Genomic DNA, 15,648 nt, shown 5'->3' with positions numbered 1-15,648 from the left:
CTCTTGTGTTGGCGCGAGGCCTCAGCGAACAGGTCGAACTTCAGGGCGCTACGGGGAGTGATCATGGCAAAGGATGGAGCACGCGTTCTCGATCAACAAGGGACCGGATGGGTTTTGAGAGGTTCCCTAATAAGAGAGAAGAATGCGCTCAATGATGATGTAAAAGTTCGATGGTCATTTATGAATGACAACATCAAGGCAATTTCAGCGGACGGTATCGATCTAGATGGATTTTTGTACCATTACTGGATTTCGCACGGCAACTTCACACAGAAAAAAGATATTTTCAAAACCATCAAAGAAAATATCAAAAATAAAGTTGCCGCAAAAAAATTACTTGACGAGCTTCAAACATACTCAGAAGTCTATAAAGACCTGCACGAACCGAGCTTAAGGAAGTGGCGAAACGATGAGATGGAGATAAAAATTGCTCTTGAAGCAATTAATCGTTTTAGAGTTAAGCACCCGATCCCCCTCATGATGATCGCATTGAAAAAATATGATACCAAAACATTATCAAAATCAGAACTTCTCAATATATTTCAAACAATTGAAACATTTACCTTCATCAATACAAATCTTATGAATGCTCGCTCTTCGGGGGGCGTGGCGCAGATGTATGCATTCCATGCAAAAGCGTTAGCGAGCGCGACAGAAACAACTAGAAAAAGAAAAGCGATAGAAGAATTCGTTAAAAAACTTTCTTTGAAAATACCTTCCCAAGAAATTTTTCAAGAAAAATTCAGAGCGTTACGCTATTCAGATAAATTTCCTTTACAAAAAAAGGAAATACAATATGTAGTGACACGGCTTTTTTCAGCAATGTTTCCAGCCGTGGCCATAAACACAAATGAAATGTCTATAGAGCATATTGAACCACAAAGCTCGAAAAAACTGGAAGAAGCGACTTTAGCCTCAATAGGAAATCTTTGGTTTTTGAAAACAGAATTTAATAATGCACTTGGAAATATAGAAGCTGCCGTCAAACTTCAAAAATACAGGGATGGTCAATTACCATGCGACAAAATTTTAGCGGGAGCAAACACTTGGACCAAAAAAGAAGTTGATGCGAGGACAGAAGAATTAGGATTGAATTTTTGGGGCATGGTACAAAGACGATTTCAAATCCCTTCTTAATTCACGAAAAGCAGAATTTGTTTATTTTTAACATTTTTGAATGGTCTTTTCTATTATTAGCAGGTTGAATTTCGTAGGCATCCTGGCGCTGGCAGCCTGGCTGAGCGGCTGCTCTGCCGTCGGCACGCTCAACACAGTCACCTCCACGGGCAGCCACACCGTGCACAACGGCGTGGCCTACGGCAACCTGCCACGCCAGCGGTTGGACGTGTACCAGCCCAAGGCTGCAGCGCCCGCGGCCGGTTGGCCGGTGGCGGTGTTTTTCTACGGGGGCTCGTGGAACAGCGGCGAGCGCGCAGACTACCTGTTCGTCGGCGAGGCCCTTGCGGCGCGGGGTGTGCTCACTTTGGTGGCGGACTACCGGCTCTACCCCGACGTACGCTACCCCGAGTTCCTGAACGACAGCGCGCTCGCCGTCGCCTATGCGCTCGACCACGCGGCGCAGTGGGGAGGCAACCCGAAGCGGATATTCGCCATGGGCCACAGCGCGGGCGGCTACAACGCGGCCATGATTGCACTCGACTCGCGATGGTTAGAGCCAACGGGCCACGCGCCGAGCGAACTGGCCGGCTGGATCGGGCTGGCGGGCCCCTATGACTTCTTCCCGACCGACAACCCGGATGCGCAGCCGGTGTTCTTCCATCCCAACTACCCGCCCAAAGCAGAACCCATCGAGTTCGCACACGCCGCCGCGCCGCGCACCTTTCTCGCCGCGCCGGTCAACGACAAGCTGGTCAGCCCCGAACGCAGTACGCAGCAGCTCGCGCACAAACTGCAAGCCGCTGGCGTGCCGGTTAAGTTGAAGTCATATCCGCGGGCCAGCCACACCACGCTGATCGGTGCTTTCGCGTGGCCGCTGCGTTGGATTGCGCCGGTGCTGGACGATGTGACAGCGTTCATTCAGGCGGAATCGCCGGCCCAATAGGCTCACCTCTCCGGCTTACACCGCTCTCTTCAGCGGGACGGTTCCGCGCTCAAGGAATGATCGCTGCCCCGCTTTGCACCAGCAGCCTAGAGCGCTGCCAGAACGGTGTTTTGCGCTTGACGGGGTATTTGTGCCTCAGCCACCGAGGCGACTTCAGAACCGTCACCGACCAGCGCTTTCCATCGTCGAAGAAAGAAAAGACGATGCCCTCTTCTGTCAAAGCGGCTGTCGGGTTTTTGAAGATGCCCGGCGTATAGTCGGCGGAGATTTCCAGCCCATCCTCGACATGCAAGGCCCGGTCCAGCCAATGGATGAAGAGCGCCTCTTCCTGTGGATGGCCTTCCGTCGTGAAAATCAGATATCCGCGTTCGCCTTCGAATTGCGCTTCGAGAACGCCGCCGGGCAACTCGACCGTGCGTGCGCTCTGCGCATGTTTCAACACGAGGCGCGGCGTTTCTTGCTCATCCGACATCTGGCGATCGACCTGGAAGGCCTGGGACGTTCGAAGTGCCATCAGAAAATCCATCCGAACGAAAGATCGGCCCCCAGCGCGCCCAAGGCGCCGCCAACGAACACGCCCACCGTAACGCAGACGGGCGCACCGGGGCCGCACGCCAGCCCAGCGAGCGCACCGCCAGCGGCCCCGCCAGCAAATCCGCCGCCGATCACCACCCCTTCGCGCGCAACGGCCGTGCCTTTGTCTTCGGCCGAGGCGATGTTGTAGATGGCGGCACCGACCGAGACGAACACCAGAGCCCGCCCCAATGCGGTGTAACGCATGGCCGCAGCATTGACGGAAGGCCGTTGGCGTCCGGCGCTATCGATGATTTCCAGGTACACGAGGTTTTGTTGGTTGGGCGCCAGCGAGGTGAATGGCTTTCCGAACTTGTCTTTGGCGTACTTTTCGGTCAGGTCGGCCAGGCTCAAGCCGACCTTCTTCAAATTGATCGCTTTGGCGCGGCCGATGTCGGTAGAGCGCAACCTCTGGGCTTCCAGAATGTCGTTGCGAATCGACTGAACCTGCCGCGCCGCATCGTCAGCGGAGAGTGCGCCCGAAGCGACCCGAGCCCGGTATTCCTGCGCCAACTGGCGGGTTTTCTCGATGTAACTTTGCCGCACTTTCCCGTCTTGAATGAATCGCTGGGCAAAATTCGCCGTAGCGGATTCCAGCTGGGAAAGCGATCCCTCCAGAGCGGTTCGGTCATACACATCGTTCATCGCACACCTCCTTGATCACTTGCTTTATTGTCACGCAGTGTACTCATGTCCAAGGCGAGGTGGCATGCACCGGCGGTCCTCAGCCGTTGCACCGCAGCCTACAACTGCGTCTGTAACAGGCTCGCCGCCTTCTCCGCCAGCTTCTCCCTCATCGGCCGATCCAGCCAGTCCTGATAGGTCACCCGCCGCGACCGCTTCAGATCATCTTCGAACACCACCGTCTGCCGCTGTGCAAAAGGGGCGTCGTACACGTTCAGGTTGGCCTCGTCGTTCAGCCGGAACGAGCGGTTGTCGAAGTTGGTGGAGCCCACCGACACCATGAGCTGGTCCACGATCATGACCTTGCAGTGGTACATGGTGGGCTCGTACTCGTAGATCTCGGCGCCGGCCTGCAGCAGTTCGCCCCAGGTGGCGCGGGATGCGGCCTTGACGGTTTCGGTGTCGGTGTGCTCGCCGGGCGTGATGAGCCGGATGCGCACGCCGCGCGCCAGGGCGTCCAGCATGAGTTGCCGGGTCAGGTCGTCGGGCACGAAGTACGCCACCGACAGGTCCAGGCTGCGCTCGGACGAGGTGATGGCCAGGTGGTACATGAGCTGCATGCTCTCGCTGCCGCTGGAGGGCGAGCTGGAGAACATCTGCGCCTTCTGCGTGCCGCTCTGGGCGATGGCGGGAAAATACGCCTCGCCGTGCATCACCTTGCCCGTGACCTTGAGCCAGTTGTCCAGGAAGGTGGCCTGCATCTGCGCGACCGCCGGGCCCTTGACCTGGTAGTGCGAATCGCGCCAGTGGTCGGGGTCCTGCGCGTTGCCGGTCCATGCGGGCGCGATGCCCACGCCGCCGGTGAAGCCCACCAGTCCGTCGGTGACGAGCAGCTTGCGGTGCGTGCGGTTGTTCAGGCGGGCCAGGTTGTACCAGTGGGGTTTGTGGAATTTCTCGACCTCCACGCCGGCCGCCTTCATCTCGGTGAAGTAGCTCTCGTCCATCTTGGAGCTGCCCACCCAGTCCAGCAGCACATGCACCTTCACGCCGGCACGGGCGCGCTCACTCAGGGCATCGGCGAACTGCTTGCCGATGTCGCCGGACCAGTAGATGTAGGTTTCGAAGGTGACGCTTTTCTGCGCGGCCCGGATGGCGGCCAGCATGGGCGGAAAGATCTGGTCGCCGTTGAGCAGTTCCACCACCTCGTTGCCGCTGGTGATGCCCGGGCCCAGCAGGCTGCCCATGGCGCGTTCGTACTGCGGGTGGGCGGTGGTGTACAGGCGCGGGATCTGGTGCTGCACTTTCTTCTCGCCGGCGGTGAAGTTCAGCGCGAACAGCACGATGGCGGTGGTGGCCACGAAGGTGAGTGCTACGGTGAGCAGGGTGCGGCCTGTTTTTTTCATGTGCGCGATTGTGGGTGGGCGCCGGGTGCGCGCTTGTAAGCCCACGCCTCCAACTCGGCCAGCGCACGGGGGCCGTGGCAGCGCACTGCGCGGGGGCGTGCGTGCCGCCGGCCTGCGGCGGTCAGCCGGCTTCGAAGCGGTTGCGGCCGTTGTGCTTGGCGCGGTAGAGCGCCTTGTCGGCCCGCTCCACGGTGGCGGCGTGGGGCTCGCCAGGCACGCGCTCGGCCACGCCGGCGGAGAACGTCACCACCAGGCCCGGCGCCAGCGCCTCGAAGCCGCCGCGCTCCATCTGGCCGCGCAGCCGCTCCAGCACGCGCATCGCACCGCTTTGGCCGGTGCCGGGCATGAGCAGCAGGAACTCTTCCCCGCCCCAGCGCGAGAGCACGTCGCGCCCGCGCACGCCGGCCTGGGCGATCTCGGCGAAGCGCTGCAGCACGGCGTCGCCCACCGCATGCCCGTGCGTGTCGTTCACGTGCTTGAAGTGGTCGATATCCATCATGGCCATGGCCATCGGCGCCGTGGCGGGCTCGCCCGGCCGCCCGTCCTGCGGCTGCACCGCGGCGCCCACCGTCCAGTGCAGGGTGAGCAGGTCGCCCATGGCACGCCGGTTCAGCAGGCCGGTCAGCGCATCGTGCTCGGCGAGTTTGCGGCTCAGTTCCAGCGCCTCGGTGAGGGTGGCCTTCTGCCGGGCCAGGCGGCTGCGCAGGCGGCCGATGCGGATGGCCAGCGCGGCCACCGCCGTCACCACGATGAGCGAGAAGGCCCAGTGGATGACCTCCACCCGTGGGTCGTAGCGCGGCGAATCGCCCGACGTGCGCCACAGCATGACCCCGGTCACGAGCACCAGCCAGTACGCCATGAGCACACGCGTCTGCCCGGCCCGCAGCTGGAACATGCCGCCCAACAGGAACAGCGGTGCCAGCAGGCCCAGCAGCGCACCGCGCGCCGGCCCGGTGATGGCATAGGCCCAGCCGAGCGCTGTGGCCGCCAGCACCGACTGCAGCATGGAGAGCGACGGATCGTGCGGCGACAGCCGCCGGCCCTGGCCGCTGCGCACGAGCACGCAGCAGACGAAGCTGGTGCCCAGCGCGAAGGCAGTCAGCGGATAGGCCTGCCTGGCGTCCACCAGCCCCAGCATCACCTCGGCCTGCTGCACCAGGGCGATCAGGCACAGCAGGCCGAACGCCAGCAGGCACTGCGACATGCGGATGCGCACCTGCTTGCTCTGGCCGAACAGCGCCCGGTCGATCCGGCCCCGCAGGCCCGGGGGTGGCGGCAGGACGCCATCGGCCGCGCGGCGCGCTGGCGATCCGCCGGGCGGTGGGGAATGGGGGCGGGCGGCAGGCGGCATGGCGCAGCAATTCAGGAGCTGAAGGGGCGAAGGCCGGAGGGCAGCGCCTGCGCCGGTGACGGCGGTGCCAGCGGACCCGGCCAAGGGCCCGCGGCAACCGAATGGCAGGGCGGAAGCGGGCATGCGCGGCGCATGCAGGGCATCGTACCGGGGCCGGCGCCGCCCGGCGGCCCTGGCGTGGCCAAGGCAGGGTATCTCCCGAGCCGTCCGCACATGCCAGGGCTTCGGGCGCGCGCGGGCGCAGGCGCCGTCGCTAAACTGCCGGCATCCCCTCTTCCCTTCCTTCGCCCGCGCCATGGCAGACCACCGCACTCCCCCCTCCCTTTCTCTGCAGGCCAGCCGGCGCACCGCCCTCGTGGCCACGCTGGGCCTGCTGGCCTGGCAGGGCCCCGTCCAAGCGGCCAAGCCCCGGGCCAGCGCGCCTTCGCCAGCGCCCTCCCCATCCGTCTGGCCCCGCGCATCGCAATTGCCCGGCGGCGTGGCGCGCCTGTCGCTGGGGCCGGCGGCCACACGGCCGGTGGCGCACGTGGACGAAGGCGCGGGCGACGTGCCGGTGCTCGTGCTGGGCGATGCCATCGAGTGGACGGCCATCGTCGGCATTCCCCTGGCGGCCCAGGCGGGGGCCGCCGGGATCGTGGTGCGGGGTTCGGCCACCGAGGGCGATGCAGCGCGCAAGGTGCCCTACACCATCGCGCCCAAGAAGTACCGCGAGCAGCGCCTGAACGTCGCGCCGCGCACCGTGGACCTCTCCGCCGAGGGCAACGCCCGCTTCGAGCGCGAGCGCGAACACCAGCGGCAGGTGACGGCGGCGTTTTCCACACCGCTGCCCAAGCCGGCCGACCTGCGCATGCACGTCCCGGTGCCGGGCCCCCGGTCCAGCTCGTTCGGGCTGCGGCGGGTGTTCAACGGGCAATCGCGCAATCCGCACAGCGGCATGGACATCGCTGCAGCCAAGGGCACGGCCATCGTCGCGCCGCTGCCGGGCCGGGTGATCGACACAGGCGAATATTTCTTCAGCGGCGGCACCGTGTGGCTGGACCATGGTGGCGGACTGCTCACCGTCTATGCCCACCTGAGCGCCATCGACGCCAAGGTGGGCGACCAGTTGCAGACCGGCGACCGCCTGGGCGCGGTGGGCGCCACCGGCCGCGTGACCGGGCCGCATCTGCACTGGGGCGTGATGCTCAACCGCACGATGGTGGACCCGGCGCTGTTCCTGCCCGTCTGAGCCGGACGGGCGTTGCGCAGGGCCGACACGGGCAGGTAAAGAAGGGGCCGCTTCGCGGAGCGGGCAGCGACAATTTCCGCCTTCGATCCCCTGGCCTTTTTGGGTGGTTTCCATGCGATCTTTTCTGGGTGCCGCGCTCGCGGCGATGGCGGTGCTGTGCAGCGGCTGCGCTGTGGTGGCCGTGGGCGATGCCGCGGTGACGGTGGTGGCGACCACGGTGAAGGTCGGCGCCACCGTGGTGGGCACGGCGGTGGACGTGGGCGCGGCCGGGGTGCGCGCCGTGGCAGGCGGCAGCGACTGAAAGCCTGCGCGAGCGGCACGCCGCGCCGGTCGCCACGGCGTGGGACGCCCACCGCGCTATGCTTGCCGCCCCATGCCGACCCCGCCCCGTTCCCCGCGCGCTCCTGGCCCCTTGCGCCCATCCCGCCCGCTCCGGCCACTCCGGCCGCCGGCCGCACGCCCTTCCGCCCGATCCCCTGCCGCCGCTGCGGCAGCCACCGCCGCCCCCGGCACGCCCCGCCTCATCCGCTTTCACAAGCCCTACGGCGTGCTGAGCCAGTTCACGCCCGAGGGGCGCTGGCGCGGGCTGCAGGATTTCATCGACCTGCCCGGCGTGTACGTGGCGGGCCGGCTGGACGCCGACAGCGAAGGGCTGCTGCTGCTCACCAGCGACGGCGCGCTGCAGGCGCGCATCACCGATCCGCGCTTCAAGATGGAAAAGACGTACTGGGTGCAGGTGGAGGGCACACCCGACGAAGCCGCCCTGGCCGCGCTGCGCGACGGCGTGCAGCTGAACGACGGCCCCACCCGCCCGGCCCGGGCGCGCCGCATGGAGCCGCCGCCCGCCGTGTGGGAGCGCGATCCGCCCATCCGCGTGCGCCAGCGCATCCCCACCGCTTGGATCGAACTGGTCATCCGGGAAGGCCGCAACCGCCAGGTGCGGCGCATGACCGCGGCAGTCGGCCTGCCCACCTTGCGGCTGATCCGCGCCGCCATCGGGCCTTATTCGCTGGACGGGCTGGCGCCGGGGACCTGGCAGGCGGCGGCAGCGGTGCCCGCAGAGCCTGGGGGATAGCGCATGAATTGCTATTTAATTGATAGCAAAATGCCCTAGATTTCATTGTGCTGGCGGCCTTTTTGCCGAATATTCGAGCCGCTGGCGCTTCGGGCCGGGCAGGCGCAGCACAATCGCTCCCCAAAAGGAATGGAACCTTGAACGCCGCTGATCTTTCGCTCGAACCCGTCGAGACGCCCGAGGCCGCCCGCGCCGCTGCCGTGCGCGTGTGCCCGCGCTGCAGCCACACCCGGCAGGCCACCGATACCGCACCGGCCTGGCAATGCCCGCGGTGCGAGGTGGCCTACGACAAGGTGCTTCCCACCAGCGTGGCGGCGCGGCAAAAGCCCGAGGGCGCCCGCGCCCGGCCGGCCGCCGCCCCCGGCGACAAGCCCTGGACCCTGATCGTCCTGGCGGGCGGCGTGGTGGTGCTGATGGCGCTGATGGGCTGGAAGTGGAACCACGACAAGGCCCAGGCCGCCGAACGCATCGCCCGCGCCGAAAGCGATGCGCGCGCCCTGCAGATCGCAACGCAGCGGGAAGGCATGGAACAACTGGCCCGGCTCGGTGCGGCCGAGACCCAGTGGCGCCGCGGCCAGGGCCTGGACGTTCTGCCCACCGTGCGGGCCATGGCCCAGCAAGGGCACCTGCGGGCCATGGTGCTGCTGTCGGCCATGCTGGACGAGGGCAACGGCATCCCCAGGGACCATGCCGAGTCCATGCAGTGGCTGACCCGGGCCGCCCACCAGGGCTCCAGCCTGGCGGCGGTGCGGCTGGGCGCCATCTACCAGGAGGGCCGTGGCGGAGAACCCCGCCAGATGTCGCTGACCGAGAACTGGTACCTGCGCGCGGCGCGCCAGGGCGATGCGGCCGGGCTGTACCGGCTGGGCGATCTCTATGCCAACGGCGCGGCCACCGTGGCCCAGCGGCCCGTTGCCGCCTACATGCTGCTGGAACTGGCCGACCGCCTGGGCCGCGGCAACCCGGAAGACCCGCTCACCCTGCCCCGCTACGGGGCTGTGCACCTTCAGTTGCTGGCCCGCAGGATGGTCCCGGTCGATATCGCCGAAGCACGGCGGCGCGCCGATGCGTGGAAGCCCGGGCAGCCGCTGGACCTGTGACTGGACGCGCGCGGGACCCAAGGCCCGGCGCCGCCGCCCCACCGTCGCTGCCCCGCCGCCCGCTCAACGGCGGCGCCACCACAGCATCAGGCCCAGAAACACGGCCCCGGTGAGAAGGGGCATCCACGGCATGAGCCGTTCCACCGGGTTGGACGAGCGCATGCCCGACCACACCTCCAGCCGCACCCGGTCCATGCGCAGGTTGCTCACCCCTGCGAACTCCAGCACCGGCGGGACCGTGCGGTCTTCCTTGAAGCTCAAGGGCGCCGCGGCGCCGGCCATCTCCACGACCTGGCCGGCGCGCACGCCCCGCGCGGCGACCTGGGGCACGGCACCCACGCGCGATGCGCCATGGATGGACCAGCCCGCCATCCAGCGCGCGCCGACATCCCCGTCGGCCAGCGCCACGCCCGAGACCCGCACCACCAGCGTGTAGGGGTTGCCGCTGCGGGGCAACGCCATCTCTTCGCCCGTCCAGGCCTGGGTCTGGGGCGGTGCGGCTGCGGAGCGGGCCGAATCGGCGGTGTCTTTCCGGTCCTGGAACAACGCGAACTTCGCCAGCGCTTCGGCCGGCAGTTCCTGGGTTTCCACCAGGCGCTGGCCCCAGGGCTGCGGTCCGCTGCTGGCCTGGGCGGGCAGCGACGCCCCACCCAGCACGCCCAGGCCCGCCAGCGCGATGCCGGCCGCCAGGACCCTTCCACGGCGGCACGCCGCCCGCGCGAAATCGAATGTGGATGTGGATGTGTCGTGCATCGTTGCCATGCCCTCGTGTCCTTGGTGTCGTGTGCTGTCGGCCTTGCGCCGCCAGGTCCGGCGGCGCATGCGGACGGCAGTGTATCCAGTGGTTTCAGGCCGGCCGGCAAAACGCTACTTTTTTGATAGCGCAATGCCCTAGTACTGATTGTCCTGGGAGCATTTTTCGCCTTGAGCGCCTGCGTTGCGAGCGCCCCTCCACCGCATGCCGAAGTTATGCCCGCCCTCTGTGGGCCGTTCTGTGGACAACCCCAGGGACAACTCGCCGGATCGGCGCAGGCAGTGGCTTGCAGCCCGGTGCCTGCATTTTGGGCAGTGGCGGCCGGGCGCGGCCGGCGCCTTTCCGGGGTGCGGCTATAGTGCGCGGCCGGCGCGGCCCCTGCGCCCGCCTTCATTGCATCCCCTCCCCCGCTCCGATCCCCCGTGCCCATCGCCACCCTGCTCTGCCTGGTCGTCGCCGTCAGCGACGGCGACACCCTCACCGCCCGCTGCGGCGACCGCCGCCCGATCCAGGTGCGCCTGGCCGCCATCGATGCGCCCGAGCGCCGCCAGGCGTTCGGCCCGCCGTCCCGCCAGAACCTCGCGCGCCTGTGCCTGCGGCAGAAAGCCACGCTGCAGACCGTGGCCCGCGACGCCTACGGCCGCACCGTGGCGCACGTGCGCTGCGGCCAGGGCGATGCGGCCACGGCCCAGGTGCGCGCCGGGCTCGCCTGGGTGTACACGCCGCGCGCGGCCGCCTACCCGCAGCTGGCGGCGCTGCAGCGCCAGGCCCAGGCCAGCCACACCGGGCTGTGGTCGCAAAAGCGGCCGCGCGCGCCCTGGGACTACCGGCGACAGCACCCGCGCGGATAAACCGGTAGCATGCGGCGCTGACTTCCCACCGTTGGAGCCGCCCGCCGCGTCCGCCCGTTCGCTGGCCGGGCAGGCTCCGGCCAGCCACCCTCCAGCCTCCCCAGCGCCGTGCCCGACCTTCCCACCGCCTCCCCCGCTCCCCCCGTTCCTGCCACCGAAAGCGTCTACCGGCACCGCGGCTTCCTCGCCTTCCTGATCGCCCGCCTGGTGGCCGTGTTCGCCACCCAGGTGCAAGCCGTGGTCGTGGCCTGGCAGGTGTACGACCTCACGCGCGAGCCCATCGCCCTGGCCTACGTGGGCCTGGCGCAATTCCTGCCCATGCTGTGCCTGTTGTTGCCGGCCGGCGACCTGATCGACCGCGCCAGCCGCCGGCACATCCTGGCCGTGAGCTGGTCGGTGGGCGCGGTGTGCAGCGCGCTGCTGTGGTGGCTGTCGGGGCACGGCACGGCGGGCGTGGCGGGCATCTATGCGGCGCTGGTGCTGTTCGGCTGCTCGCGTGCGTTCTCGGGGCCGGCGCTGCAAAGCCTGCTGCCGCAGATCGTGCCGCGCGCCCAGCTGGCGCAGGCCATGGCCACCAACAGCATGCTGATGCGCCTGGCCAGCATCACGGGGCCGCTGATTGGCGGGGTGCTGTATGCCACCGGCGGCGCCTCGCTCACCTATCCCGTGTGCTGCGCGGGCTTCGCGCTGGGCGCGCTGCTGCTGTCGCGCGTGACGGTGGCATACGCCGCGCCGCCCTCGCCGACGCAGGGCCGCATGTGGGACCGCTTCGGCGCGGGCATCCACTTCATCCGCACGCGCCCCATTATCCTGGGCACGATCTCGCTGGACCTGTTCGCCGTGCTGCTGGGGGGCGTGGTGGCGCTGCTGCCCATCTACGCGCACGAGGTGCTGCACGTGGGACCGCAGGGCCTGGGCGCGCTGCGCAGCGCCATCGCCATCGGCGAGGTGGGCGCGGGGCTGTTCCTGACGCTACGGCCCTTCAACCGCCACGTGGGGCGGCGCATGTTCATCGCGGTGGCCATCTTCGGCACGGCCAACCTCGTGTTCTCGCTGTCGCACTGGTTCCTGCTGTCGTTCCTGGCGCTGATGGTGGCCGGCGCGGCCGACATGGTGAGCGTGTACATCCGCGGGGCGCTGGTGCAGTTTTCCACGCCCGATGCCATGCGCGGGCGGGTGAACGCGGTCAACATGCTGTTCATCGGCTCGTCCAACGAACTGGGCGAGTTCCGCGCCGGCACCAGCGCCGCGTGGCTGGGCGCCGTGCCGGCCGCTGTGGCGGGCGGGCTGTGCACCCTGGCGGTGGTGGGCGCCTGGACGCTCCTGTTCAAGCCCCTGCGCGATGTGGACCGCTTCGAGGAAGCGAGCGAGGAACGCCAGCGCCGCTGACGCTGAACGGCCGGCGGTTGACAGCGGTTACCAAAAAGTCCGCAGCCCGCCCATTTGCTCATATTTTAATAGCAATATGCCCTAGTGGATATTGTGCTGCGGGCGATTTTGGCTTGAAGCTTTTTTGGCCGCCGCAGATACATCTGTATCCCGGGCGTAAAACCCCTGCGGCCCCCCTTGCCGCGCCCCGCGCCGCGCTGCACCATGGGCACCGTTTTCCCCATGGAGCCCTGCCATGAACCCCTCGCCCTCCGCTTCGACCGCCCTGCCCCTCACCCGCAGGCACTGGCTGGGATGGACCGCCGTGTCGCTCGCCGCCGCCGGCGGCAGTGCCTGGGCCGCCGGCAGTCCGGGGGGCACGCCACCCGGGCTGGACGATGCTGGCAGCGTGCGCCTGCTGGACCGCCTTTCGTGGGGCGCCACGGCGGCCTCGCAGCAGGCGCTGGCCGAGTCCGGCACGGCGGGCTACCTGGCCGCCCAGCTGCGCTCCGGCCCCGCGGCCCTGCCGCCCGAGGCCCAGGCCCAGATCGACGCCATGGCCATCACCCGCACCCCCATGGAGGTGCTGGCCATCGACATGCAGGGCCGCCAGCAGGCCATCAAGGACATGCCCGACGAGGATGCGCGCAAGGCCGCGCAGGAGACCTACCAGCGCGATATGCGGGCCCTGCAGCGCGAGGCCGAGCGCCGCTTCGTGCTGCGGGCCGTGTACTCGCCCGCGCAGCTGCAGGAGAAGATGACCTGGTTCTGGATGAACCACTTCAGCGTCTTCGCCGGCAAGGCCGACATCCGCGCCATGGTGGGCGACTACGAGGACCGCGCCATCCGCCCTCACGCGCTGGGGCGCTTTCGGGACCTGCTCGGCGCCACCGTGCGCCACCCGGCCATGCTGCGCTACCTGGACAACGCGCAGAACGCCGCCAACCGCATCAACGAAAACTACGCGCGCGAGCTGATGGAGCTGCACACCCTGGGCGTGGATGGCGGCTATAGCCAGCGCGACGTGCAGGAGATGGCGCGCGTGCTCACCGGCCACGGCGTGTCGCTGCGCCCGCTGGGCGAGCCGCCGCCGAAGCTCAAAGCCGAGTGGACGCGCCAGTACGTGCGCCACGGCCTGTACGAATTCCACCCCCAGCGCCACGACTGGGGGCCCAAGGAGCTGCTGGGCCAGCCGCTGCAGGGCCAGGGCATGGCCGAGCTGGACGAGGCGCTCGACCGCCTGGCCCGCGCCCCGGCCACGGCGCGCTTCGTGTCGCGCAAGCTCGCCACCTACCTCGTGGGCGATGCGCCGCCGCCAGCGCTGCTGGAGGCCATGGCCGAGTCGTTCACCCGCAGCGACGGCCACATCGCCGCCGTGCTGCAGACGCTGTTCGCCAGCGCGCCGTTCCAGGCCTCGCTGGGCAAGCGGCTGCGCGACCCGGTGCAGTACGTGATGGCCGGCTTGCGCATGGGCTATGCCGACCGCGTGCTGGTCAACCCCGATCCGGCCCTGTCGTGGCTGCAGCGCCTGGCCGAGCCCTTGTATGGCCGCGCCACGCCCGACGGCTACCCGCTCGATTCGGCCGCGTGGACCAGTTCGGGCCAGATGGCCGTGCGCTTCGAGGTGGCGCGGGCGCTGGCCGGCGCGGGCGCCGCCGCGCTCTACCGCCCCGACGGCGCACCGCCGCCGCGCGTGGCGCCCCCGGCGCTGGCCCAGAGCGCCTACTACCGCGCGCTGGAGCCGCAGTTGGCCCCGGCCACCCGCGTGGCGCTGGCGCGCGCGGCCTCGCCGCTGGAATGGAACACCTTCCTGCTCAGCGCGCCGGAGTTCATGTACGCCTGAGCGGCCCGGCCGCACGGCGCTCTCCGCCACCCGCAGCCCATCGTCCGCCTCGCCCCCCACCCCGTTTCGCTGTTCCGCTGAAAGGCTTCGCCATGACGCACTTCTTCGCCCCCGCCGCTCCGGCCCTTCCGGGGCCGGCCCCACTCCCACCCGCCGCCAGTGCCTGCAGGCGCTGGCCGCGCTCGCCGCGCCGGGCGTGCTGCAGGCCAGCCTCGCGGCCACCCCGCAGGCGGTGGATGCACGCTTTTTGCTGGTCTTCCTGCGCGGCGGGTACGACTGCGCCAGCCTGCTCGTGCCCACCTCCAGCAGCTACTACTACGAGACGCGGCCCAACATCGCCATCGCCAAGCCAGGCGACGCCGGGGGCGCGCTGCCGCTCACCGCCGACTGGGGCCTGCACCCGGCGCTGGCGGGCTCGCTGATGCCGCTGTACGAGAAGAAGCAGGTGGCGTTCGTGCCGTTCTCGGGCACCGAAGACCTCACGCGCAGCCACTTCGACACGCAGGACAGCATCGAGCTGGGCCAGCCCGTGGGCGGGCGGCGCGACTACCGATCGGGCTTTCTCAACCGCCTGGCCACCGAACTGGGCGTGCAGCCGCGCTGGCACGACCACCTGTCGCCCATGGCCTTCACCGACACGCTGCCGCTGGTGCTGCGCGGCGGCTACGACGTGCCCAACACCGCCCTAGGCGCCGCGGGCGCGGCCAAGCCCGGCATCGACGACCGGCAGGCCGGGTTGATCGCCTCGATGTACGGGGGCACGCCGCTGGCCGCCGCCGTGGCCGAGGGATTTCAGACGCGCGACGAGGTGGCGCGCACCATGCAGGGCGAGATGGATGCCGCCAGCCGCAACGCGCTGAGCACCAAGGGCTTCGAGGGCACCGCGCGCCGCATGGCCCGGCTGATGCAGTCGCGCTACAACCTGGGGTTCGTGGACGTGGGCGGGTGGGACACGCACGTGGGCCAGGGCAACGCCACGGGCGCGCTGGCCAACCGCTTCGAGGAGCTGGGCCGGGGCCTCGCGGCCTTCGCCGACGAGATGGGGCCGGCGTGGAACCGCACCACGGTCGTCGCCATCAGCGAGTTCGGCCGCACCTTCCGCGAGAACGGCAACCGCGGCACCGACCACGGCCACGGCAGCGTGATGTGGGTGCTGGGCGGGGGCATCGCGGGCGGGCGCATCGCGGGCGAGCAGCAGGCGCTGACGGCCACCACCCTGTTCCAAAACCGCGACTACCCGGTGCTGAACGACTACCGTGCCGTGCTGGGCGGCCTGTTCGCCCGCACCTACGGGCTGTCGCCCGCGGCCCTGGCCCGCGTGTTCCCGCAGACCCGGCCGAAGGATTTGAAGCTGGTGTGAGCGCAGGCGGAAGCTGATGGTTGGGACCGGCTTCGCATTTCCAGCCCTTGCATCGC

The 15,648-nt window shown here is 68.1% G+C and carries 15 protein-coding genes; 10 read left to right on the top strand and 5 right to left on the bottom strand.

The features are described 5' to 3' along the window. Both AVMA1855_RS05710 and AVMA1855_RS05705 read left to right on the top strand, forming a co-directional pair. Positions 1 to 1,137 (top strand): HNH endonuclease family protein (locus AVMA1855_RS05710; protein WP_284424936.1); only part of this gene is annotated, 1,137 nt, incomplete at its 5' end. 40 nt (positions 1,138 to 1,177) lie between these two features. Continuing rightward, on the top strand, positions 1,178 to 2,062 hold the full coding sequence (locus AVMA1855_RS05705) for an alpha/beta hydrolase (RefSeq protein ID WP_284424935.1): 885 nt from the start codon (positions 1,178 to 1,180) through the stop codon (positions 2,060 to 2,062). A 49-nt stretch (positions 2,063 to 2,111) separates the two neighbouring features. On the opposite strand, the gene AVMA1855_RS05700 is transcribed toward AVMA1855_RS05705, so the two are convergent. The 4 genes from AVMA1855_RS05700 to AVMA1855_RS05685 form a co-directional block, all read right to left on the bottom strand. After that, positions 2,112 to 2,576, bottom strand: coding sequence for a hypothetical protein (locus AVMA1855_RS05700; protein WP_284424934.1), 465 nt, complete (start codon positions 2,574 to 2,576; stop codon positions 2,112 to 2,114). Then, positions 2,576 to 3,280, bottom strand: coding sequence for a hypothetical protein (locus tag AVMA1855_RS05695; protein ID WP_284424933.1), 705 nt, complete (start codon positions 3,278 to 3,280; stop codon positions 2,576 to 2,578). Before AVMA1855_RS05695 ends, AVMA1855_RS05700 begins: the two co-directional genes overlap by 1 nt. A 98-nt stretch (positions 3,281 to 3,378) precedes the next feature. Then, positions 3,379 to 4,662 (bottom strand): phospholipase D-like domain-containing protein, encoded by a 1,284-nt coding sequence (locus AVMA1855_RS05690; protein WP_284424932.1) that lies wholly within the window; start codon positions 4,660 to 4,662, stop codon positions 3,379 to 3,381. Positions 4,663 to 4,783: 121 nt separating this feature from the next. Next, the gene (locus AVMA1855_RS05685) at positions 4,784 to 6,013 is read right to left on the bottom strand and encodes a GGDEF domain-containing protein (RefSeq protein ID WP_284424931.1); all 1,230 of its coding nucleotides are present in this window, start codon (positions 6,011 to 6,013) and stop codon (positions 4,784 to 4,786) included. A 295-nt stretch (positions 6,014 to 6,308) separates the two neighbouring features. On the opposite strand from AVMA1855_RS05685, the gene AVMA1855_RS05680 reads away from it, so the two are divergent. From AVMA1855_RS05680 to AVMA1855_RS05665, 4 genes are all read left to right on the top strand, one after another. Further along, positions 6,309 to 7,241 carry a M23 family metallopeptidase gene (locus AVMA1855_RS05680; RefSeq protein WP_284424930.1) on the top strand — a complete coding sequence of 311 codons (933 nt, stop codon included), beginning with the start codon at positions 6,309 to 6,311 and terminating at the stop codon, positions 7,239 to 7,241. A 112-nt stretch (positions 7,242 to 7,353) separates the two neighbouring features. Beyond that, entirely contained in the window at positions 7,354 to 7,542 is a 189-nt protein-coding gene (locus tag AVMA1855_RS05675) for a hypothetical protein (protein ID WP_272564016.1), read from the top strand. Positions 7,543 to 7,653: 111 nt separating this feature from the next. Further along, the gene (locus tag AVMA1855_RS05670; protein WP_502870270.1) at positions 7,654 to 8,316 is read left to right on the top strand and encodes a pseudouridine synthase; all 663 of its coding nucleotides are present in this window, start codon (positions 7,654 to 7,656) and stop codon (positions 8,314 to 8,316) included. 137 nt (positions 8,317 to 8,453) lie between these two features. Then, positions 8,454 to 9,416, top strand: coding sequence for a tetratricopeptide repeat protein (locus tag AVMA1855_RS05665; RefSeq protein WP_284424929.1), 963 nt, complete (start codon positions 8,454 to 8,456; stop codon positions 9,414 to 9,416). A 63-nt stretch (positions 9,417 to 9,479) separates the two neighbouring features. Here the strand turns inward: AVMA1855_RS05665 and AVMA1855_RS05660 are convergent, their stop codons facing one another. Continuing rightward, positions 9,480 to 10,178, bottom strand: a complete 699-nt coding sequence (locus AVMA1855_RS05660) for a hypothetical protein (RefSeq protein WP_284424928.1) — start codon at positions 10,176 to 10,178, stop codon at positions 9,480 to 9,482. Positions 10,179 to 10,592: 414 nt separating this feature from the next. Here AVMA1855_RS05660 and AVMA1855_RS05655 point away from each other — a divergent pair, with 414 nt between their 5' ends. The 4 genes from AVMA1855_RS05655 to AVMA1855_RS05640 all read left to right on the top strand — a co-directional run bounded on the left by AVMA1855_RS05655 (position 10,593) and on the right by AVMA1855_RS05640 (position 15,592). Further along, entirely contained in the window at positions 10,593 to 11,021 is a 429-nt protein-coding gene (locus tag AVMA1855_RS05655; protein ID WP_272548092.1) for a thermonuclease family protein, read from the top strand. A 108-nt stretch (positions 11,022 to 11,129) separates the two neighbouring features. After that, positions 11,130 to 12,410 carry an MFS transporter gene (locus AVMA1855_RS05650; RefSeq protein WP_284424927.1) on the top strand — a complete coding sequence of 427 codons (1,281 nt, stop codon included), beginning with the start codon at positions 11,130 to 11,132 and terminating at the stop codon, positions 12,408 to 12,410. A 235-nt stretch (positions 12,411 to 12,645) separates the two neighbouring features. Next, entirely contained in the window at positions 12,646 to 14,232 is a 1,587-nt protein-coding gene (locus AVMA1855_RS05645) for a DUF1800 domain-containing protein (protein WP_284424926.1), read from the top strand. A 163-nt stretch (positions 14,233 to 14,395) separates the two neighbouring features. Beyond that, complete coding sequence (locus AVMA1855_RS05640; protein ID WP_502870271.1) at positions 14,396 to 15,592, top strand: DUF1501 domain-containing protein; 1,197 nt, start codon at positions 14,396 to 14,398, stop codon at positions 15,590 to 15,592. Positions 15,593 to 15,648 lie beyond the last annotated feature (56 nt).

The sequence above is a fragment of the Acidovorax sp. SUPP1855 genome (assembly GCF_030158955.1).
In the GTDB taxonomy this organism is placed as follows: Bacteria; Pseudomonadota; Gammaproteobacteria; order Burkholderiales; family Burkholderiaceae_C; genus Paracidovorax.
Note: the sequence above shows the minus strand (reverse complement) of the source record. Positions and strands in the feature narration are given on the sequence as shown.

What these genes read in the sequence shown, in the direction of transcription:
- AVMA1855_RS05695 (WP_284424933.1), bottom strand. Translation starts at nt 3,280, where the DNA reads ATGAACGATGTGTATGACCGAACCGCTCTGGAGGGATCGCTTTCCCAG.
- AVMA1855_RS05685 (WP_284424931.1), bottom strand. Translation starts at nt 6,013, where the DNA reads ATGCCGCCTGCCGCCCGCCCCCATTCCCCACCGCCCGGCGGATCGCCA.
- AVMA1855_RS05645 (WP_284424926.1), top strand. Translation starts at nt 12,646, where the DNA reads ATGAACCCCTCGCCCTCCGCTTCGACCGCCCTGCCCCTCACCCGCAGG.
- AVMA1855_RS05705 (WP_284424935.1), top strand. Translation starts at nt 1,178, where the DNA reads ATGGTCTTTTCTATTATTAGCAGGTTGAATTTCGTAGGCATCCTGGCG.
- AVMA1855_RS05660 (WP_284424928.1), bottom strand. Translation starts at nt 10,178, where the DNA reads ATGGCAACGATGCACGACACATCCACATCCACATTCGATTTCGCGCGG.
- AVMA1855_RS05680 (WP_284424930.1), top strand. Translation starts at nt 6,309, where the DNA reads ATGGCAGACCACCGCACTCCCCCCTCCCTTTCTCTGCAGGCCAGCCGG.
- AVMA1855_RS05700 (WP_284424934.1), bottom strand. Translation starts at nt 2,576, where the DNA reads ATGGCACTTCGAACGTCCCAGGCCTTCCAGGTCGATCGCCAGATGTCG.
- AVMA1855_RS05675 (WP_272564016.1), top strand. Translation starts at nt 7,354, where the DNA reads ATGCGATCTTTTCTGGGTGCCGCGCTCGCGGCGATGGCGGTGCTGTGC.
- AVMA1855_RS05690 (WP_284424932.1), bottom strand. Translation starts at nt 4,662, where the DNA reads ATGAAAAAAACAGGCCGCACCCTGCTCACCGTAGCACTCACCTTCGTG.